The sequence below is a fragment of the Caballeronia sp. 11_S32 genome (genome assembly GCF_056930355.1).
This window is the reverse complement of record NZ_JBXOWH010000001.1, coordinates 1,703,108-1,724,287: the sequence shown is the minus strand read 5'-3', so window position 1 is coordinate 1,724,287 and position 21,180 is coordinate 1,703,108. Positions and strand designations below refer to the sequence as shown.

The following is a 21,180-nucleotide window of genomic DNA, read 5'->3' as shown; positions in this document are numbered from 1 at the left end:
CGAGCAAACGGACACGAATTTCGCGGGTCAGCGGTATTTCCAGCGTCACTCCCCGACACGCCGGAGCTATTCAGGGTGACGAAGTGACGTCGCTTTCACAGGGACGTATTTCCGGACTTTGCCAAGGGAGATTGACGCGACAATTGCTCCGACCGTGAGAAACGCCGCACTGACCAGAACGGGCCCCGCGATACCGATAGAGTCGTACGTCAGGCCCCCTACTGAAGCACCCGTGACATTTGCGATCTGAATTAAAGCAATCTGAAGTCCGCCAGCATTCTCTACATCGTCATTCAGATATTGCGCGACCCAAGTGGACCATGATACCGGCACCCATCCCATGGACAGACCCCAAGCGCTGACAGCGACTAAAGCAACTGGTGCACTTTGTGCGTTCAACGCACTTAAGCCCGCTAAAGCCATCGCAATAGGCGCGATGAGCAACGCTGCACGCAAGCTGGTCCGCAAAACAAACGAACACGCCAATGTACCGGCTAAATTTGCAAGTCCTAAGACGATGAACATCATTGATATCTCTGAAGCATCTACCTCACCTCGCGCCTCATATAACGGCCGGACGAACGTAAAGAACGCAAACTGCCCCGCGAATATCGTGGACATCGCCACCATAGCCATTGCGATCCCCGGTCTTCCAAGCAACCGGAGCACGTCCGCAATAGTGCTACGCCGGTCCGATACAGGCAGCGACGGCAATGATAAATGTTGCCACAACGTACATCCGGCACCTAAAAACGCGGTGATGGCAAAGACTCCACGCCATCCCACTAACTTCTCCAGAAGGCTGCCCGCCGGAGCGGCGATCACCATCGACACTGATACCCCAGCGAACACTGCCGACAGAGCTTTCGGTACGTCGTCTGGCCGGGCCAGGCGCATTATCAATGACGTCGACATCGCCCAGAACGCTCCGAGAGCCAGCCCAAGAAGAAATCTTCCCGCGAGAACGCCGCTGAAGGTAGGCGAAGCCGCGACAATTGCACAAGACAAAGCCAACGCTGTCGAAAATCCTAAGAACAAGTTGCGCCGGTCTATATCACGAGCAAGCGTCGTTACTAACAAGCCGCTCATCATTGCAGCCAACGCGACGGCCGACATCGACTGCCCAGCCAATCCAGTGGAAATTCCTAAACCGTGAGCCATAGGCGTCAGCAAGCTGACCGGCAAAAACTCAGCAGTCAACATGCACGCCACGCTACAACCAATCGCTACAATCGCGCTCCAGTTCGTTTCTCCAACCGCCTCCAATTTGTTCCTCCATTTAGGCATTGTGGTCCAAACGAAATCGGCACGAGATGGTCAGCTAGACTAAGGCCAACCGGAGACGGCTTCCACTCCTCAAGCCCGGTGGTGGGCGAGATATGAGGTAGAGAGTGTTCGGAAATAGCCTCCTCGCCCTTACCTCACATCTCAACGCTGGACACCACTATCTTAGTGGTGTCTCAACTAGCCGAAGTTGCGCAACGAACGTCCAGCTGTCGCATCGGTACTCAAGCGGACACTCCGCCTCCGGCCGAACCGATGGTTCTCCCGGCCTATCACTTTACTTTCTATTGAACAGACGGTCCGCTCCCAACGCCAACAACAGGAGAAGGGCCTTTACTACCATTTGAACAAAAGAAGAGACATCGAGAAGGCTCATTCCGTTATCGATAATGATTAACAACGTCGCGCCCGCAACGGCCCCAGGAACCGAGCCGACGCCGCCTTGCAGCGACACTCCGCCAATCACCGCAGCCGCGATCGCATCCAATTCGAGATACTGACCGAGTGCCGGGGTTGAACCCGAAAGTCGAGCGGTAGATAAAGTACCTGCGATCGCGTAGAAAACGCTCATTAAGAGAAATCCGCCCAAGATGTGCATTTTGACATTGACACCGGCAAGGCGCGCAGCTTCTCGGTTCGATCCAATTAGATATATATTGCGTCCAAACACTGTTCGCGACATCAAGAAGTGCATTGCTCCTGCACACCCGGCAAGCCAGAGAAACGCCGTTGGAATTCCCTGATAGCTTCCGAACACCCAGGCCAACCCTACGCAGACGATAGATAGGATCATGATCTTCAGCAGCGTACTGCCACCCTTCTCTTCCTGCACACGACCTCCCCTCACGATTACCGCAACACCGGCGACGTAGAGGAGTGAAATCAAAATTAATGAAGCACGGATTGGAATAAATGCTTCGCTAAGCGACGCGTAGCTCGACGAAACAGGCGATATGGTAGCTGCATTCGTTAAGTAATAGGCCAGACCCCGAAACCCTAATAGCCCCCCGAGAGTAACCACGAAAGATGGTACGCCAAATCCGACGGTCCAGAGCCCCTGCCAGCATCCTAAAAGCAACGCAATGCCCAAAGTCGCCAGTAAAGTGGGAACTACCGCCCAGGCATGAGTTACCTGCAATGCCGCGGCAGCCGTGCTGCACAAATAAACAGCGCTTCCGATCGAGAGGTCGATCTCTCCCTCGATAATTAAGATCGCCACTGCCATTGCAAGAATGGATGTGATAGCTCCGTGCCTCATCAGCATCGTCAAGTTTCTTGGCGAGAGAAACACACCATCTGTCGCAACTTGGAGAGATACACCAACAATCACTGCTACAAGGATCATTGGAATCCATCGCGAATTACCGGTTAGCAGTAGCCTTGCGGCTTGGAATCTTGATGGCTTGAACGAAATATCAGTTACGTCACTCATCTTAGTCTCCTTCATCTCTGTTGATCCAGGGTCTCGTCTTACATCGTCGCGGCATTCAAGAGTTGCTGCCGGCTGCTTCCTGCCGGAAAATGACCTGTGACGCGCCCTTTGTGCATAACGATAACTCGATCCGTCTCGTTCACTACCTCTTCGATATCGCTGGACACTAGTAAAATTGCCTTTCCATCGTCTGCCAACTCCCTAAGGATTCGGTAAATCTCGAAGCGCGCCCCAATGTCCACTCCGATAGTCGGCTCGTCAACGATGAGTAGTTCTGGTTCGGCAGCGAGCCAGCGCGCAAGCATTACCTTCTGCTGGTTACCACCGCTATATGTTTCGACTCGCCTACTCATGCTAAGTGGTCGGAGTTCCAGGTTTCGCGCCAATTTCCAGTTTCGCTGAAGTTCTCTTTGTTTTGCGATTACATTCCGGCTACTCACACTTTTGAGGCTTGCCGCACTCATATTCCATAGAACTGACTGGCCTTCAAACAGTCCCGAGAGTTTTCTATCCTCGGTCAACATCGCGCAGCCACGTCTTAGCGCTTGACTGGGAGAACCTGGTCGCCCCGTCTGCCCATTAATGGTGATAGTTCCATCGACGTTTCCCTCCCAGGCTCCATAAACGGCCATGCACAGCTCAGAGCGTCCCGCGCCGACAAGACCGAAAAGCCCCACAATTTCGCCTGAGCAAACGTGAAACGATGCACCGTCGACAAAGCGCTTGGGGCTGGCTCTATTCGTCACCTGCAAATTGGATATTTCAAGCTTCTTTTCGCCGGTAACGACTTTCCGCGGTGGCTTGCTCTCGTGTTCCCGTCCGATCATGGCATGAACAATTTCAGATCTCCCCCCTTTTATTTTCGACGTCTCAAATACTAGCCGACCGTTGCGCATCACTAGCGCTCGCTCGCAGACCTCTTCAATCTCGTCCAGGCGATGCGTGATGAAGATTGTTGCCACGCCGGCCTGACCAACCTGGCGAATCTTGTCATAGAGATGAATGGCTTCACCCGGCGTTAGAGCAGCAGTCGGTTCGTCCAGAATCAGTACGCGCGGCGACGCCTTTGTCAACGAAGACGAGATCATAAGAAGGCGTTGTTCCGAGGCCGACAACATCCGGACCGGCATATCAATATCTGCGTCGATATCGAAAAATTTTAGACATGTTCGCGCGTGCTCGCGTAGAGCCTTTCTGTCGATTATGCCGTGCCGATTGGGCAGAGCGCCCATTGCGGCATTCTCCGCGATGCTGAGCTTCGGAGCAATGCGAAGCTCCTGAGGCACTAGCACGACACCACTTGCTTCTGCATCGCTGACGCCACTAAATCGACACTCCTCGTCGCCCAAGATGACATTTCCGGAGTAGCTTCCAAATGGATATACACCGGAAATAACCTTCATCAACGTCGATTTTCCAGCACCGTTTTCCCCGAGCAATGCTATGGTCTCGCCTCGGCGAATCGAGAGAGACACATCGGATACAGCAGCGACACCAAAGAATTCTTTAGTCAGGTTCTCAATCCTTAAAGCCGACTCGTTACACATCTTTCGCACTCCAAATGGTTACACAGCGCGACATCACATCCTTACTTTACGTATGACTAGACCCCTTAACCTTAAGATCTCCTAAGTCAACAGAATCACGCCAGACAAATCATCCTTATAAATCGGACTCGGACCTGATCTTCGACGTGCTTCCGTGAACGAAAAACACCGCCGGAGCAACTCCATTCCGCGCATCACAGCAGTGGTCGGAACTCACTGAGCCGTCCAACCTCCATCTACTACCAATGCATGCCCAATCACAAAGCTTGCTCCGGGGCTACACAGCCAAAGCACGGCGGACGCGACTTCTTCGGGCTGTCCCAGTCTGCCAATCGGTTGATCAACTTTCAAAATCTTGTTTAGGGCGTCGGGATCGCCCTCTAACATGGTCTTCACCAGCGGCGTTTCAATCGTTCCAGGACATACGGCATTGACGCGGATGCCGCGTGCTGCATATTCCAGAGCAGCCGTCTTTGTCAGTCCGATAATTCCGTGTTTCGAGGCGTGGTAATCACCACGACCAGGAACCCCTACCAAACCGCAGATTGAAGAGCAATTAACAATGGCTCCAGACTGGCGTTCACGCATGTGCGCTAGTTCATATTTCATGCAATTCCATACGCCCCTCAAATTCACCGAAATGACTCTGTCAAATTCGAGGCCGGAGGCATCCGCTGTTTCTGCGGCGGCAAACTGAACACCTGCATTGTTGAATGCAACGTCCAGTCTTCCGAACTCAAATACGGTGCGGCGAATCATTGATTCCACTTCCTCTTCGTTGGCCACATCGCAAACGATCGGGATCGCGCTCCCCCCCTCGGATCTGATCTCGTCAGCCACGCTTTGTACCGCCTGCTCGGAGATGTCGGATAACGCTACTAAGGCTCCTGCGTCCGCAAAGGCTTTCGCCGTTGCGCGACCAATGCCTGCACCGGCGCCAGTCACGAGCGCCACCTTATTCGAAAACCAAGAATCCATGCCTTGTCTCTCGGATGTAGTGAAGACTTATTGCCGGATGCCTTAGTGGCAAGCGTCATCTCGGCCAAATACCTGCTGTACTGAAGTCCATCCCTTGGGCGTGTCCTTGATCGCTTCACAGAGATTGTCCTTCGTGATGGCCATCACTGGAATTAGTCGAGTTGGCACTTTTCCTGCCCCGATGTCGACCATTGCATCGAATGTCGGATTTTGCTTTTTTGCAAGCGCCACTGCAGCGCTTACGGCCGATCGTGCCATTTCGTTAATATCCGTGTAGACTGTCATCGTCTGCATCCCTTGCGCAATAAGCTTCAAAGATGCAGACTCGGCGTCGTTACCGCTAAGAAAGATCTTCCCCTGAAGATTACGCGATTTGAGTACTTGGGCGACACCGCTGGCCATCCCGTCATTAGTAACCACGAACGCTTGAATGTGATCTTTGTTTGCGGACATCGCATCTTCAGCCGCAATCTGCGCTTTCGCTGGACTCCAGCTCGCGATGTTTTGATCAAATACAACCTTAATTGCCTGCTGACCTTTAAGCCGGTCGTCGTATGCTTTCGAAATATCTCGTCCAGTCTGATCGCTGGCGTCTCCCCTGACGATCGCGTAATTTCCAGACGGAGCGAATTTCATTGCTGCTTGAATTTGAAGCTGACCCACCTTGTAGTTATCGCGAGTAACGTAATAATCTACCTTGGCGGTTTCCACCCCGGTATCGTAAGCGATCACAGGTACCCCAGCGGCATGTGCCGAGTTGACGATCTCGCCAGCTGTCCTACTGTTAACTGGGTTCAAAATTAAGGCATCCGGCTGCCTATTAAGCATGTTTTCTACCTCGGACATTTGCTTGATCGGGTCGCCGTTAGCGTACTGGAAAACAATGTCTGCTCCGACCTTTTTTGCCTCCGCCTCCATGGCAACACGGTCGAACGCCCATCTCTGCTCCTGCTGCTTTTGCATAGCAACCACGATAAGCGGTTTGGTGCTCGAGGCGTACGCTGAGTTGGCAAGCGCGCCGGTAACGGCGCACAGTGCGACAGCAGCTGCCGTTCTTTGAATAGCCTTTGTCTTAATCGACTGCATTTTGTCTCCGGTATTTGATTGGAATTTGGTCTACTTTTACTCACCCTAAAGGATCGCACGTCTCCCCGATCTCAACATGCGATCGGAGTTGCATGAGGAATGATCCTGTCCAGCCAATCAAGGGCAACATCGCTTGCATGCTCTCGGCCAGACGCGTCGTGTCTGCCAAATTCACCGACTCTGGCGGCACCGAACTTCTCGAGTGCCTCGGAAATCACGTTGCCGCCATGATTGAATGTTTCCGAATAGCTACTATCTCCGAGGCCGAACATGGCAAAACGAATTCCCTTAAGGTTGGGCGACTCGTTTTCAAGTCGAGTTAAAAAAGGGCGAGCGCTGCTCGGAGGATCACCCTCTCCATACGTTGAACAGACGATTATGTAGAAAGTGTCCTTCGAGAACGCTAACAGATCGAATTCTGCGAGGTCGTAGACCGATGTGGTCATGGTCTCTCGAAGCTTATTTTCGATGTCGCCTGCAACAAATTCTGCTGTGCCGGACTCTGTGCCGAAAAGGACTTGAATGTTCACAATGTCTCTACTCCTGTACTTGTATCGGTATCCCCACATCGAGCCACTCGTAGGAGTTCGCCCCAATCACTAATCTTGCGTCGAATGCGCCCGTCGATGGCTGCCGTTAGCTCCGCTCGATCGATCGCCTTCCATCCATCAAACGTGACCGATTTTTCGACGAGCTCACGCGGTAGCCCATCGAGTCCTGGTTTCCACCCTTGGTTGCTTCCAGCGAGCGACGCCGCAATCGCAGCCGACACCTGACGAGCGTCGCTACGATTTTCTGGGATCGTTCCCTGCGGGCCCCTTCGAAACCAGCCCGTGCAATAAAGCCCGTCCCGAATCTTTCCTACCGTGGGGTCCGCCCACTCGTCTGGTGGCAGAATGTCCCGATGCCACCGAAGATCTCGGTGGGCAAATCCAACTGCGGTGATAACGCTGTCTGCTGCGATTTTGAGTTCGACTTTCTCGCCGGCAGACGCTTCGAATACGATGCCTTCACTATCGATCCGCAGTGGAGTCCAGCCGAATCTGAAATTCACTGTCAACCGCTTCTGAATGCCGCCCTGTTTTTCCTCCAGCATACGAATAGCAGCAAGTAGCGCGTCTTCAGATTCTGTAGCGCCACTTTCAATGGCTGGTTGCACATCCGCTACGTTGAACTCGACTCCTTCAATTCGGGACAGTTCGCGAATCCCGGGTCCGCTAAACTTTGCATATCTAGCAGGTGACCGTCCGATCAAGTGTATTTCACGAATGAACGATGTCTGAAGCATTGCCAGCGCTTCGTCATTCACATCGCTATCCGACAGGTCGTTCTCTGTTTGAATCAAAATCCGCAAAATATCGAGCGCGACATTTCCGTTCCCAACGATGACGACGCGGCGTCCTAGTGCAATGTTCTTGTTGTGCTCGTCAGGGTGTGAATTCAGTAATCGAGTAAGTGCGCCGGCGCGGAAGACATTCGTGCGATGCTCCCCTTCGATTTTTAGCGTTCGATCCGCGTGAACGCCAGTCGCGAGTACTACTATGTCGAAACTTTCCTGTAACGTATTCAAATCTATGTCGACACCGAGTTCAACATTTCCGGCAAATCTTATCGAACCATTCATGAAAAGCCGGTCGAACTGACGGGTAACAGATTTGGTACCCTGATGATCTGCAGCAACGCCATATCGCACCAAGCCATATGGAACGGGCAATCTGTCAAAAATGGTGATTTCCGCTGTCGGCGTGGCTTTGATAAGAAAGCTCGCAAGGAAGCATCCGGACGGGCCGCTTCCTATAATTGCTATACTTGGTCCCGGGCGATCTATTGACAACATGGTCGGCAACTGAATCAATGGAAAAAAGTTAATGGTTCCAGTTCGCTTCAAACTTTACTGGCAAAGTTTCTAATCCACGCTCGTTCCACATCAAGCATCGCTGAGGTGTATCCGCCAATGTGAACCCGGGCATCTTGGTCAGCCCATACTGTAGAGCTACCCTTGCTTCAATTCTTGCCAGCGGTGCGCCAAGACATAGGTGCACCCCGCCTCCAAACGCCATATGCTTTGGGATCTTCCGATTGATGTCCAACGCGTCAGCGTTGTCGAACACAGTATCGTCCCTATTCGCCGAACCATAGAGCAGCGTGACCGTTGCACCTCTTGGGATGGTGATGCCGTGAATTTCAACATCCCGTGTAGCGGTGCGCGCGCTGGCCTGAATCGGACTCTCGTATCTCAGAAACTCTTCGACGGTCAATGCCGCGTTCGACACAGCGGATTCCACTCGTGCTCTCAGGTTTGCATCCTTTGCCAAATGCCAGAAGATGTTGGTGAGAAGATTCTTGGTGGTAGACATGCCGGCGAAGAAGATCAATGTGCTCATTCCAATCTGCTCGGACTCGTTCAGCGGCACCCCCGCTTTTTCCGCGTGCGCTATCGTTGACATCAGATCGCCCCGTGGTGACTTCCGGCGCGCGCGAAGCTCACAGGTGAGAAATTCTCTGACCTCACGGGCTGTTTGTAACGAAGACTCTGGAATCGTTTCTCGGCCATCTTCACGATGGAGCAACCCGATAAAATGCTCATAGACCCATTGCTGATTCGTCGAATCTATGCCTAGTAATTCAGAGATAACTCCGAGTGGCAGTTGCACGCAAAACTCCGCTGCGAGATCAACTTCCTCTTTCCCCTTCAATCCTTTAACCAAATTCTCAACGCGTCGAACGACCCCTCTTTCCTTTTCTCGAAAGAACGTTGGCGTTAGGTAATCTTTTAGGACAGTCCTGAGCGCAGTATGGTCGGGCGGATCCGCTTCGACCACATTTCCTTCCGCAAAGAAAATACTTCCGGTTCTATCGAGATCGACACCATTTGCATTACTGTACGCAGCCCAGTTCCTGTTCGCCTCAACGACATCTTCGAACCTTGAAAGCGCGTAGAATCCGTAAGTGTCGTTCAAATAGACCGGATGCTCCTCACGGAGCTTTGCGTAGACTGGGAACGGATCACGAATAAATTCAGCTGAAAACGGGTTCCAAATCGATGTCATACATTCGCCCGGAAAAGTTAGCTTGATATTAAAGTGATTTGACTGCATCGCGGCACCGTGAAATACCGCGTTTAACGCACCGATACCCGTGTCGCCAATATTTGTTGCGGCTCTTATTGCATGTGCGCGCCGCATAGTTTGCCTTACGGCTTATTCGTTCAATAGCTGCATCAACAACCCGGACATGCTGCTGTATCGCTCGGTTTTTCTTGCTCGATGATGCGTGCGGTCCCTCTTATGCGGTGTTCACCCCGTTCACCCTCAGAGGAACGGAATAAAGTGAAGTATTCGCACAGATGTACAAGCGCGTAAGTTTCGGACCTGCGAAACACAGATTGGCCACCACTTCGGGCACTTTGATCTTTCCAATCAGGCATCCCTCGCGGTTAAAGCACTGCACGCCGTCGCCCGCGCTCGCCCATACGTTGCCCTCACAGTCGAGGCGGAGTCCGTCAAATATGCCTTGATTGGACTCTGCAAAAACGTTCCCACCGTGAACTGAGCCATTGTCGCGGACCTGAAACGCCCGAATGTGCGCCGGGTATTCGGGCCCTTCCGTGCGACCACTGTCGACAACATAGAGAACTCGCTCGTCCGGGGAGAAGGCCAGTCCGTTCGGTCGTATCATGTCGGTAACTACAGCCTCGACCTTCCCAGTCGATGGATCCACCCGATAGACGTGGCACGCTCCGACATCGCTGTCTGCTCTGCTCCCATCATGGTCATTTTCGATACCGTACATAGGATCAGTAAACCAAACCGATCCATCGGTCTTCACCACAACATCATTCGGTGAATTGAGGCGCTTGCCTTGCCAAGAGTCGGCAATGGTGACGACGGTACCGTCATGCTCGGTGCGGCTCACGCGTCGCCCGCTATGTTCGCAAGTGACTAGACGACCAAGACGATCAACGGAGTTTCCGTTTGCCTTTCCAGAGGGATTGCGAAAGACGCTCACTGAACCGTCGGTCTCGTCGTACCTCAGCATACGATCGTTTGGGATGTCAGATAGGACAAGAAATCTGCCTGCCGCGAAATAAGCTGGCCCCTCCGTCCAGCCGCCACCTGTCCAGAGACGTTCAAGACCCGCATGGAGATTCACAAGCCGCGCGAACGGGGCGTCCAACACTTCGTAGACATGCAAACTCGAGAGCGACTCACGAACTCCAAGCACGTTCTCAGTGGTGACCTGTTGTCCTATCACTTGATCTCCTCGACCTTTTCTTAACGTTCGCGTCTCGACTGGACTGCGAACTAGTTCGGCTTCCACATGTTAAGGCAAGCATCATGCTGAACTCTCACTAACAAGAAAGCATGCCCATCCTCTCGATGCCTAAACGCTCGGCATAACATTGTTTTCGTCCTCAAGGAATGCGAGAAGCATTCTCTGCGCAAAGCCATTTTGTCGTGCACTACACAGCGCCAGCTGAAGGCAAAGATGTCATATTTGCTTTCTTAAGTACAGACGCTTTAAGTTCCGCGGTCGTAAGAAAACCTAACGACGAAGAAAAACGTCTGTCTTCTGCGTCCCGTGGTCATTCGAGGGCTAACCCTCCAGGACTTCACAGTGCGGACTTCACGGCCATAGCTCTACGTCCAAGTGAGTGCTGAACACATGGCGAGGACTATTGCTCTTTTCCTGACGCGCGTTAGGATGCGACCGAACTAGGGAGCCGAGGGTATAAGATTCCGCTTCGCCAACTTAGGACGATATTTCGACGTTTGGGAAATCGGTGGAAACACTTACATTCACCCAATCCTCTGCGTCTTTCTGCCGTATTGCGTCTGCTTGCCGCAATGCGCGCAAAGCGTCACTGCCAAGCAAAAGATGGGGGGGCACGGTGTCACGTTTTACGAGATCCACCACTACCGCCGCGACTCTAGCGGGGTCGCCGATCTCGGCCCCTGCGCTTGCCTTGCCGATTTTCAGTCGCGCTCCGACACTCGGCTCGTATTCCTGAATCAAGGAATATTCCACTCCAGCGGCGATGAGGCTCCAGTCGGTACGCATTCCACCTGGCTCGAGGGCAACGAAGTTGACCCCGAACGGCGCAGCCTCTTTCGCGAGAACCTCGGTAAATCCTCCCAGTGCCCATTTGGCGGCCTGGTAGGCTGAAAGGCCGGGCGAGCTCACGCGCCCACCTACTGAAGAGATATTGATTACGTGCCCAGAGCGTTGAACGCGCATCTTAGGAAGCGCAGCACGAACAAGATTGACTACTCCGTAGAAATTCGTCTCAACCTGTTCGCGAAAATCGACCGAAGTCATCTGCTCGAAGGGCACAATATGGCCATAGCCCGCATTGTTCACGAGCACATCGAGGCGACCGAACTCACTGACCGCAAATTCGACGGCTGCGTGCGCCTCCTTCGCGTTAGTGACATCCAATCGAAAGGTCCTGAAGGACGCCGGTGAATATCTGGCCTCCAATTCAGTGAGCAGGCCGGGATTCCGAGCAGTTGCCAAAACCTTGGCGCCCGACGCTAGCGCGGCCTCGGTGATCGAGCGGCCGAGACCTCGGGCGCTTCCGGTTATCAACCAGACCTTCGACATTTCCATCCTCCTTTTCTTTCGGAACGGGTGAGAAGCACTTTATGCCGCGTATATCGCTTGCTTCGCTATCTTTGACGTTATGTGGATACTCCTTGCCAACACGATTAACGGCTGCAAATCGCTTGAGGCATCGGCGACTTCTCAACTCCATTGACTGCTTCTTTTTCCATCTCGAAGATCACACGCAAATCGGCGATTATCATAATCTAGTAATCCTATCTGATGCGCGCGCGAGCTATTGCGCGTGGAGTTCTGGAATGCACATCGACGATTACGTAGAACCCAAGAGACGCATCGCTCATCGATTGGATGGGCGCTATGAGACAAACTCCTAAAATCGCTAATGGACAATCCCTACAAAGGTTTTAGAAGCGCAAGTTGCGCGTCTGCGCCGGGTGAACATGTTGAGGTCGATTGCGGCCTGCCTCTTGCTGCTGCAATCAGCCACGCAAACGAAACAGCGGGGTTGCCGCAGTTCCAACATGCCTCCCTGGCCGCGCTGTCGCCGTAGTCGGTCTTCCTGGCAATTGAAGAGCAGCGTATGCTGGCGAAGACCGACACTGCGCATTTGTCGGATCTGCCCTAAACTATGCGCCGAATAAGACGATAATGGCTAGACATTTGATCTTTTCATCCGGAAAGTTTTTCTAATCTAATTGTCACTTTCCTCTCTACCGAGCGCGGTCGCGTCTTCTATACGGGTCTTAGGTAACATCGCGAACGGTGATGAAGCATGGGCAATGTCGGCGAGGGTGCGGCATGCGGCATGCGGCATGCGGCATGCGGCATGCGGCATGCGGCATGGAGTAAGCTGAAGCCAGTCCGCGATGCACCAGCTAACTCAATCCCTGAATCGCTATTTGCCCGCGCCCGGCCTTGCTGCTCAGTCAGGCGACGTCGGCCGGCTCAACCCGGCAAGTTCAGCGCGTTCTCAAGAAATCGATGCCGCATCTGTTGACATGGTTGGACAAAAAGGCCATGTGTTGCAGACGGACACCATAGAGCGAACGGAGAAAATGCTTTCTCGCCATCGACGGGCACTAACACCTCGATGGCGCAGACGTGCAGATCGTTGACCCGCCGCCGCTTTCTTATTTGGACGGATCGATCGTTCCTTCCTTGCCCGTGTACAGATTGACATTTCCCTTCGATGACCAGTTGTGGTACTTGGTATCGTTGGGGTTGTCTGGTGGTGCCCCGCCACATACGTGCCGTTGCTACGCGTGTATAGGGTGCTTGTCTGCCAATTTCATCGCGAAAGCTCCGATCTGCAAGGACCGAATCCAGCCTCCCATGTATGAAAGGCACTGAAGTGCCGTCGCCCGAGCGCTGCGGTGCCGCCCCGTTGGGCGGCGTCACGTTACATGTGCCGAATGATGAAACCTAGAATCTATGTACAAGCCCGACGCCTACCGCAAACATCGAGCGAGACGACGAAGGGGTCGAATTGAAACCATCGCCGACCGTTGCTGTTGCATCGATGATATTCCCGGCGCCGTTTGTCCCTAGCGTACTTCCATTTGCTCGGGTGTAACCTTGCACGCCGTAAAGGCCCGTCCGCTTCGACAGTGCGTAGTATTCGGATAGATTGAATTGCTGATATTGCGCGCTGCTCGTGATTCCGTTTGCACTCGTTGCGCGGGTATAGCTGTAACCAGATGCAAAATCCCATGCCACCGAAGGCTTCCAGTGCAAAGTGACACCGCCCGTGTTAAAGACCGCTTGGTCATGAAACTTCGATCCGGTTCCAGGGATATATTGCACGTTCGTGTAGATCGCTCTGACGTCGAAAGCCTCGTTGAAGACATAGCTCGCGCCGGCAGCGAAACGTTGCTGCGCTCGGGCGGTCTGATACCCATTGGTTAGAGCTGAAATACCTGGCTGCGCGCCGAGATTCGACGTTGCTGAATCGGCACCATAAGCGCCACCGCCAGGAGTCGAGTTGTTTATTCGCGAGAAACCGACTCCTACGCCGATTGGTCCTTGGGCGTACGCGATCGCTGTCGTCCAGGTCGATCCCTGATCTACGCTACCGGGGACACCAGCAAACGAATAGGAGCCACTCACGGTCAGTCCGTACCATTGTGGTGACGTGTACAGAAGCGTATTGTTCGCTCTATACCCTGTGTCCAAGCCGTCAATATCCCCTGGATGTGCACCGAAGTACCCAGTGAGAACCTGAGTCGGGCCGAAGGGAGCCATCAACTGATAGTAGGATGCGTACTGGCGCCCAGCTGTCAGCGAACCATAGTTTGGATTCGTCAACCCGACGAACGCTTGGCGACTGAACATAAGTCCGTTTGTAGCCTGAGCCCCGTTGCCGCTATTAAATCCTTGTTCTAGGGTGAATATCGCCTTGTTTCCACCGCCAAGATCTTCCGCACCCTTCAGTCCAAATCGGCTTCCAAGCCAAACACCGTTCATCATCTTGACAGCTGACCGTCCCCCCGACGTTGACCCCAACGAGGTCTGGCTCGTCTGGTAGCTGATGCCGTTGTCGATCGCGCCGTACAAAGTCACGCTATTTTGAGCATACGCATAGCCGTGCAGAACCATCACAGATCCAAAGACTGCGAATTGATAACTGATGGCGATTTTTTTCTTCATAATCTAAGCGTCTCCTATATATTGAAAGTTAAAGCCCTCCGACGTAGTTGCAGAATCATCCTATCTCCAACTAGGTCCCGTTCTTTCTGAAGAACACATTCAATGCACGCAATACTTAGCTTTACTAATTTAAAGACATCCGCGTTAATCTTGTTAGAAATCAGGCCAACTCCAGCGAACAGCGCCTTCAAATGGTCGGCAACGCGCACCGAAACCACGTTCGATCGCAGGATATTCTTCCCAAAAATCGTTTGCGTCCTTGCAACAAACAACAGCGCCAGTGAACTATCATCGTATAAGGTAAACGCGCGATAAGACGGCGCTTCCATGACCACAGCATCACGACTACCGTTAAACATTTTCGCCAGTTAACCTCCGGAAATCGCGGTCTTCGCCATGACCATGTGCAATTGCGGGTCTGTCCGAATCTACGGCTTGACGGCCACAGAACCGAGAAGCGACAAGTAATTGCCTCCTCTCCCCGCATGACCTCGTGGGTCGGCATCACATCGCTAAGGGTTGCGGGAACCTCATCGCTCGCCGCGGACGAGATCGTTTCGCTGCCTACCCTATCTGTGTGGCTTGCGAAGCATTATCGGATCTACCGAGTCGGCAAGGAAATGAATAAACTGGATGCATCCATAAACAAGTAAGCATGCGACGCATCTCGCTCCGGCGTAGAGGACCGTTCGACGTTGTCCATCGGAAACGAAAGCTTAAATCGGCGTCTCCGACGTCCGCATCCTCTCCTGGCGAGCGTCATCGGACGTCCGCCCTACGCAAAGGATGTTGAGATTTCACGAGCCTCAGAACAATACTTCGGTGGCCGAGCTGGTCGCTAGATGTATCGGTTCAGCGAAATTCAGGCGCCTAGTGATGTTTCGCGGGACCCTGCCTTCGGAGCGTCCTTCCACGCGTCTCGCTCCATAGCGCAATTGCTCGTTTCAAGCGGAGCGACCTAGCAATTTGCAACTGGAGGGCGGCCTCAGGAGCGCGCCTGCGGGATTGCCTGCCTCCCCTTGTTCGATTCTCAGAAGCGCAAAAGCAAACTGCCGGACGCCCCGGACAGCGATCGGGGCAAGGAGCGAAGCCGCCGGGATCAATCGCATTGGAAATCGGCAAGTCGCGCCTTTCAAAAACGCGAAGGGCGCACTGGCAGAGTCGATTAACACGCATTGAGCATGTGATCGAAGGCGCGAAAGGGTCTATCTTAGCTACGGGGACCGTTCAACATTTGAGTGAACACAACCTCCTCCCCATTCATTAGCAAATTTCGCGCAGAAGGAGTCTGACGAGCCCGGCTTCACCGCGGGCTGATAGCGGACTTCCGTTGGAATTGCCAGGTACCCTGACGAATTGAGCGATGCGGGATGGACAGCGGCATACCGGTTGCGGGTCGGTAACGCTGAGCCATGTAACCCTGCTTAGAATCGAGGCCCCGCAAGGTAGGGCAGTGAGGAGCCTCTTTCTCAGATAGAGCGTTCGACAATCAAACTTACTTCAAGTTGCTACGGAAGAAATGCGTCAATTTGTCGAACGGAATGAGATTGACACGATCGTAAAGGTCAACGTGGCCTGCACCGGGTACGATGACGAGTTCCTTAGGTTCGCCAGCTAGCTTAAAAGCCTCCTCACTGAATTCCCGAGAATGCGCATCCGAACCTGCAATGAAAAGCATGGGTCTAGGAGAGATGGTGTCGATGTCATTGAAAGGATAGAAGTTCATGAACTTGACATTGCTCGTCAGCGTCGGATGCGTTGTTAGTGCGGGCGATCCCCCCTTCGGCGTGTATTCACCCCGCGGCGTTCGATAAAAGTCGTAGAATTCTCGCTGAATCGGATGCGTGTCTTTCGTCAACTGATGGTCCGTTCCGCTCGTGTATTCGGTGTTTCCGCCGGCGAACTCAGCGTCACGCTGCTCAGCGGCTGCAGCGATAAGCTTCTTTCGTTGTTCAATGGTCAACGAGTGATGAAGCGCGTTTCGGTTCACTCCGCCCATGTCATACATACTGACAGTGGCGATGGCCTTCATTCGCGGATCAATCTTGGCCGCACTAATGACGAAGCTGCCGCTGCCGCAGATACCGAGAACGCCAATCCGATTTTTGTCGACAAGAGACCTTGTGCCAAGGAAGTCGACCGCGGCACTGAAGTCTTCCGCATAAACATCTGGCAAGACTGCGTTGCGTGGCTCGCCCTCGCTTTCACCCCAAAAAGACAAATCGAGCGACAACGTGACGAACCCCTGCTCAGCCAATTTTTGCGCGTACAAATTTGCGCTCTGTTCTTTAACCGCTCCCATCGGATGTCCAACAATCACCGCGGGATACTTAGAACCTTGTTTTAAAGTCTTTGGAGTGTAGAGATTCCCTACGACCTTCATTCGATACTGGTTTAGAAAGGTGACTTTTTCGGAGTTAAGTTCGCTGCTTTCGTAGAAATTGTTTGCGCCATTCGACATGTTTTGTCCTATTGCAGAGTAAGAAAAGAAGCTAGCCATTAGTGCCAGCAGCAGTAACAATAGTTTTCTCATCGGCCCTCGCGTAAAGATTAAAAGTTAGTGTGTATACGGATTTCGATTTTTGTTCACTAAATGGCAACGAATCTAGTCCTCCGCAACTACCACGTTCGTGCACGGCGACGCCCCCATCGATGTCGACTGAGCGCGCTAAAATATCAATCCATCCTGCCAAGCGTCCGTCGCTCAGCCCTCCGCGGCAACACGGCATCTGCCTTACCTGCGCCTACGATTCAAATGACGTATGAAGCGTAAGCGAAGGACTTAATGTCCGCCCGCTTTCACTGCGGTAGCAGGAAAAAGTAAATAAGTCGAGCAGCGCTTCGAGACCCACGTATTCAGCAACTCGATCTCGGGGCTCTCGAAAAGCGAAGCCAATTCCTTAAGATGAGGTTCACTTCGAAGCGCCTGAATTGATGCTTTGGTTTCGACACTTGAAGCAACCCCAGGCTTACGCCGGATGCGTAAGAGCAGCGGCGACCGCTCAGTCCTACATGGACAAATGCGCACGTACCGCAGGACGACGTCCGCATATATGTCGAAAAGTAAGCTAATCCCAAACCGACCTCCCCCAACGAGACCGGACAGTTTTATCGCTTACCTGACTGAGTGTGGCTTTCGCACGAACTCCCATAAGACTGATTGTCCACGCCGTGCGCTGCTTGTTCTGCAGCGATTGTCTGTGCGCTCGGGCCCTGCTGCGAACTCGGGACTCCCGCAGCCGGACGATAGAACGGAGCCGGGCCGTAGCCTGAAGCGAAGGCGGGCGCCGCCATTGCCAAACTAGCGAGAAAAGCGATAGTGAATAAGATGCGATTCATGAGTCTTCAAAAATAAGGGATTCAGAGGATATACCGCAGAGCTGTAAAAGACTGTCAGCTGTTCGGTAGCTTTGAGTGTATTCCCTAACTATCGACTTTCCAATGCGATGACGCCGCATGATCTTATGAACTGCCTTCATGAATCCCCGAGGGGGCAGATGGATGTGCGTGTGGACAAAAGGGGCCGTCAAAGGGCGCGCGCGGAGCCGTGGGCGGAATGTGAAGAAGTCGCCGAGCAGCTGCCGGCTTCGGGCTATCGGTAATATTGCATGAAGCGCCTCGGCACATGGGCATCCACGTGAGTAAGACTAGCTTGTCATGCAATTTCCCACTTCGCTGCGTTAGTGTTTTCTGCAATGAGCGTTGAGACGCGTCGCCGACCGTTTTTGTTTCGTGCGTCTTCACCCAGGGAGGAGGTAACGATTGTGGAAAATAATCCCAGAGGTTTAGGTCAAAGGGCGGTCGATGACGCATGTGTCGGATATCAGCGGCATCCGCGAGCGGGTAAGTTTTCTTCGAGAGCCCGTACTCCCCCGCGTGGCGCATCTCCACCGGTTCACAGGTGCCTTCTACGAGATTAGGAATTTGCCTTCAATGCCTCGATCACGACTGTAAAGGCCCGTGAAGCCTGCCGACGACTAGGATAGTACGCGTGGTAAGCGGGGAATACGGGACACCAGTCCTTCATCAGGCGTTGTAGTCGTCCGCTATGCAGATGCTCGAGTACAACGTCTTCGGCAACGAAAGCGATTCCGAATCCATCTAGGGCCGCTTGAACCATCTGCGGCTGAGTATTGCAAGTAATCTGCCCGTTAACACGCGCCTGTGTCTCGTGCTTGCCTTTCTTAAGTTCCCACGCGTACAGACTTTGCGCTGTCGCCAACCGTAACGTGATGCAGTTATGCTCGAGCAAATCCTGGGGTGTCTTGGGAGACTTACGGCTCTTCAAGTAGGCTGGGGAGGCAACCATCGCAGTGGGAATATCGTCACTTATTCGCACGGCTATCATATCCTTCGCAACCTGATCACCGTATCTCACGCCAATATCGTAACGCTCATCTACGATGTTCGCGAGACGGTAGTCTGCGGTGACCTCTACGCGAAGGTCGGGATAGCCCGGCAGAATCTTTCTGAGCTTCGGCCATACGATTGTATCGAGTGGATGATCCGTAGCTGTAATCCTAACAATACCTGCCGGCTTGTCTCGGAACTCAGATAACGAATCCAGTTTTGTCTCAATTTCATCGATACGTGGAGCGACTACCTGCAGTAGGCCTTCGCCCGCTTCGGTTGTCGATACGCTGCGCGTTGTTCGAGTTAGCAGCCTGACGCCAACGCGAGCCTCCAAGGTACGGATCGTGTGACTTAAAGCTGACTGAGAAACTCCGAGTTTAACTGCTGCGCGGGTGAAGCTTTTCTCACGCGCTACCGCCAAAAATGCGATCAAATCGTTGATGTTTTCCCGACCCATGTTAACGCGACCCGAGTTTTGTTAATTTTCAATCAAAGTCGCCTCCCGGACGGCGGGCGAGTATCGCCTGCGCACTCATCTCTGGCTTCTTGGATTGCAGATCTGTGCAACGTGCCAAGCTCCGTAGGAGCATAGTCCTTCTTCCCGACACTGCACCCCGTACGAGGCGGCACAGCTCCCCGGAGCCAATCCAACATATCGCGAATTGATGCCAGATGACAGTTCGAGAACTATTTACGTTGGCACCCGGATTATTTGACTGGAGAGTCCGTTGCGCCACGCAGACCAGTAAAGCCATGAATCTCAAGGACGTCTCCGAGAGGAGTGGGATCAGGGAAGTGTTTGAGTTCCCGAGTACGATCAGCCTGAAAAATGATGCCTTACATGGCTGCCTTTTCTTTTAGGGGCTCCGACAAGAACTGCTGCTTTCAGTTCTTCACAGAGGAAGCCGCTAAACCTTCCACCCCTTCGCGCCAGTCCGCGTCGGGCTCAAGATCTTCAAGGGACCGCTGATTTGTCTCAATGCCACAGATCGCCATAACCAGCGCGACAAGGAGATAGACTCCCGAAATCATCCCCACTGCTCCTGAAATTCCGTACTTGTTAAAGAGCGCGAGTACGATAAACGGCCCGAAAACTAGGCTCAGTCTTCCGAACGTTTGCGCGACACCGCCGCCACGGAATCGGTATTCCGTTGGGAAGAGCTCCGGCGTTCCCCCGAGACCAAGTGTCAACGCTACTGCCACCGCCGAGATCAAAAGGAAGCCGCAAACAATGATTGCAGCGGGCGTGGTAAGAAATGGATATACCGCCCCGACGCAAGCGCACAGAAACGAGAAGAGTACGAGTCCCCAACGTCGTCCAAGGCGGTCGGCGACCAACGCGCAGACCAAAGGGCCGGCGACAAATCCGGCCATCATTGCGGTGTGGAATCCGAGAGAGTTGGTCACGCTCATTCCTCTGCTTACGAAGAATGTCGGCATCCATCCTGTTAGCAGGTTCGCACCGAACAAGACGGCGACGTTCACAAAGATAGCTAGGGCAGTACGCTTGATTACTCCGCGGGAGAACAGTACGGATATCGGAATTGCCCTTTTTTCGGATGGCGATCGTTGCGGTACCCCTAAAGCTAGAGGAGTGACACCTGCCTCTTGTTCGATGCGCTGAAGGATAGCTTCTGCTTCTTCGTTACGCCCCATGCGTTCCAGCCAACGAGGAGACTCCGGAAGGTGGCGTCGCAGCCACCAGACATACAACGCACCAACGCCTCCAATTACAAACATCGCTCTCCATCCCAAAAGTGGGATGACCCCCATACTTACCATCGCGGTGACGAAAACGCCAGATCCACCGATCAAACCGAGCCAACCAAGGTAACGCCCTCGCTGATGCGGAGGCACAAATTCAGCAATTAGGCCATAGCCCATCACGTATTCGGCTCCCATACCGACACCCATGATGAACCTACACGCGATGAGCACCTCCATTGACGGCGCGAACGCTGAAATCAGAGCCATAGCACCAAAGATTGCCAGATTGAATTGGTAAGCAAACAGACGTCCGTAACGGTCACTTAACCATCCAACTAACGCGGCGCCAATAGTCAGGCCCGCAAACGTCGCTGACATGAAAGCCGAATTCAATTCCAGCGTTGACCAATGGGTGCTGAGCATCGAGGCCAATACAGCCCCTGATAGCTGGTTATCGAAAGAATCGGCGAACATGCCAAGCCCTACGAGCCACAAAACCTTCGTATGGAAACGCCCAACAGGCAGGCGATCGAGCCGTGCCCCCGCATTTACCGTTGTATATCCCATCGACGTCTCCTTAGC

Annotated in this window: 14 protein-coding genes; all 14 read right to left on the bottom strand. The window is 53.2% G+C overall.

Annotated elements, in window-relative coordinates; all coding sequences use genetic code 11:
- Positions 1-66: 66 nt before the first annotated feature.
- The 14 genes from AC1Z32_RS07785 to AC1Z32_RS07720 all read right to left on the bottom strand — a co-directional run bounded on the left by AC1Z32_RS07785 (position 67) and on the right by AC1Z32_RS07720 (position 21,165).
- Entirely contained in the window at positions 67-1,266 is a 1,200-nt protein-coding gene (locus tag AC1Z32_RS07785; protein WP_483478102.1) for an MFS transporter, read from the bottom strand.
- A 295-nt stretch (positions 1,267-1,561) separates the two neighbouring features.
- A complete protein-coding gene (locus tag AC1Z32_RS07780) occupies positions 1,562-2,716 on the bottom strand; it encodes a sugar ABC transporter permease (RefSeq protein WP_483478101.1) in 1,155 nt (384 codons plus the stop codon).
- A gap of 38 nt (positions 2,717-2,754) precedes the next feature.
- On the bottom strand, positions 2,755-4,263 hold the full coding sequence (locus AC1Z32_RS07775) for a sugar ABC transporter ATP-binding protein (RefSeq protein ID WP_483478100.1): 1,509 nt from the start codon (positions 4,261-4,263) through the stop codon (positions 2,755-2,757).
- Between the two features lie 213 nt (positions 4,264-4,476).
- Positions 4,477-5,241: a glucose 1-dehydrogenase gene (locus AC1Z32_RS07770; protein WP_483478099.1), complete on the bottom strand. Its 765-nt coding sequence runs from the start codon at positions 5,239-5,241 to the stop codon at positions 4,477-4,479.
- Positions 5,242-5,283: 42 nt separating this feature from the next.
- Positions 5,284-6,327, bottom strand: coding sequence for a substrate-binding domain-containing protein (locus AC1Z32_RS07765; protein ID WP_483478098.1), 1,044 nt, complete (start codon positions 6,325-6,327; stop codon positions 5,284-5,286).
- Positions 6,328-6,398: 71 nt separating this feature from the next.
- The gene (locus AC1Z32_RS07760) at positions 6,399-6,857 is read right to left on the bottom strand and encodes a flavodoxin domain-containing protein (RefSeq protein ID WP_483478097.1); all 459 of its coding nucleotides are present in this window, start codon (positions 6,855-6,857) and stop codon (positions 6,399-6,401) included.
- Positions 6,854-8,215, bottom strand: coding sequence for an FAD-dependent oxidoreductase (locus tag AC1Z32_RS07755; protein ID WP_483478096.1), 1,362 nt, complete (start codon positions 8,213-8,215; stop codon positions 6,854-6,856). Before AC1Z32_RS07755 ends, AC1Z32_RS07760 begins: the two co-directional genes overlap by 4 nt.
- Positions 8,193-9,512 carry a cytochrome P450 gene (locus AC1Z32_RS07750; RefSeq protein WP_483478095.1) on the bottom strand — a complete coding sequence of 440 codons (1,320 nt, stop codon included), beginning with the start codon at positions 9,510-9,512 and terminating at the stop codon, positions 8,193-8,195. Before AC1Z32_RS07750 ends, AC1Z32_RS07755 begins: the two co-directional genes overlap by 23 nt.
- Positions 9,513-9,612: 100 nt before the next feature.
- The gene (locus AC1Z32_RS07745; RefSeq protein WP_483478094.1) at positions 9,613-10,581 is read right to left on the bottom strand and encodes an SMP-30/gluconolactonase/LRE family protein; all 969 of its coding nucleotides are present in this window, start codon (positions 10,579-10,581) and stop codon (positions 9,613-9,615) included.
- Between the two features lie 498 nt (positions 10,582-11,079).
- A complete protein-coding gene (locus AC1Z32_RS07740) occupies positions 11,080-11,931 on the bottom strand; it encodes an SDR family NAD(P)-dependent oxidoreductase (RefSeq protein ID WP_483478093.1) in 852 nt (283 codons plus the stop codon).
- A gap of 1,383 nt (positions 11,932-13,314) precedes the next feature.
- Positions 13,315-14,487: a porin gene (locus AC1Z32_RS07735; protein WP_483478229.1), complete on the bottom strand. Its 1,173-nt coding sequence runs from the start codon at positions 14,485-14,487 to the stop codon at positions 13,315-13,317.
- Between the two features lie 1,546 nt (positions 14,488-16,033).
- Positions 16,034-17,071, bottom strand: coding sequence for an alpha/beta hydrolase (locus tag AC1Z32_RS07730; RefSeq protein WP_483478092.1), 1,038 nt, complete (start codon positions 17,069-17,071; stop codon positions 16,034-16,036).
- A gap of 1,383 nt (positions 17,072-18,454) precedes the next feature.
- A complete protein-coding gene (locus AC1Z32_RS07725) occupies positions 18,455-19,348 on the bottom strand; it encodes a LysR family transcriptional regulator (RefSeq protein ID WP_483478091.1) in 894 nt (297 codons plus the stop codon).
- Positions 19,349-19,776: 428 nt separating this feature from the next.
- Complete coding sequence (locus tag AC1Z32_RS07720) at positions 19,777-21,165, bottom strand: MFS transporter (RefSeq protein ID WP_483478090.1); 1,389 nt, start codon at positions 21,163-21,165, stop codon at positions 19,777-19,779.
- Positions 21,166-21,180 lie beyond the last annotated feature (15 nt).

What these genes read in the sequence shown, in the direction of transcription:
- AC1Z32_RS07740 (WP_483478093.1), bottom strand. Translation starts at nt 11,931, where the DNA reads ATGTCGAAGGTCTGGTTGATAACCGGAAGCGCCCGAGGTCTCGGCCGC.
- AC1Z32_RS07720 (WP_483478090.1), bottom strand. Translation starts at nt 21,165, where the DNA reads ATGGGATATACAACGGTAAATGCGGGGGCACGGCTCGATCGCCTGCCT.
- AC1Z32_RS07775 (WP_483478100.1), bottom strand. Translation starts at nt 4,263, where the DNA reads ATGTGTAACGAGTCGGCTTTAAGGATTGAGAACCTGACTAAAGAATTC.
- AC1Z32_RS07750 (WP_483478095.1), bottom strand. Translation starts at nt 9,512, where the DNA reads ATGCGGCGCGCACATGCAATAAGAGCCGCAACAAATATTGGCGACACG.
- AC1Z32_RS07725 (WP_483478091.1), bottom strand. Translation starts at nt 19,348, where the DNA reads ATGGGTCGGGAAAACATCAACGATTTGATCGCATTTTTGGCGGTAGCG.
- AC1Z32_RS07765 (WP_483478098.1), bottom strand. Translation starts at nt 6,327, where the DNA reads ATGCAGTCGATTAAGACAAAGGCTATTCAAAGAACGGCAGCTGCTGTC.
- AC1Z32_RS07770 (WP_483478099.1), bottom strand. Translation starts at nt 5,241, where the DNA reads ATGGATTCTTGGTTTTCGAATAAGGTGGCGCTCGTGACTGGCGCCGGT.
- AC1Z32_RS07735 (WP_483478229.1), bottom strand. Translation starts at nt 14,487, where the DNA reads ATGGTTCTGCACGGCTATGCGTATGCTCAAAATAGCGTGACTTTGTAC.
- AC1Z32_RS07780 (WP_483478101.1), bottom strand. Translation starts at nt 2,716, where the DNA reads ATGAGTGACGTAACTGATATTTCGTTCAAGCCATCAAGATTCCAAGCC.
- AC1Z32_RS07730 (WP_483478092.1), bottom strand. Translation starts at nt 17,071, where the DNA reads ATGAGAAAACTATTGTTACTGCTGCTGGCACTAATGGCTAGCTTCTTT.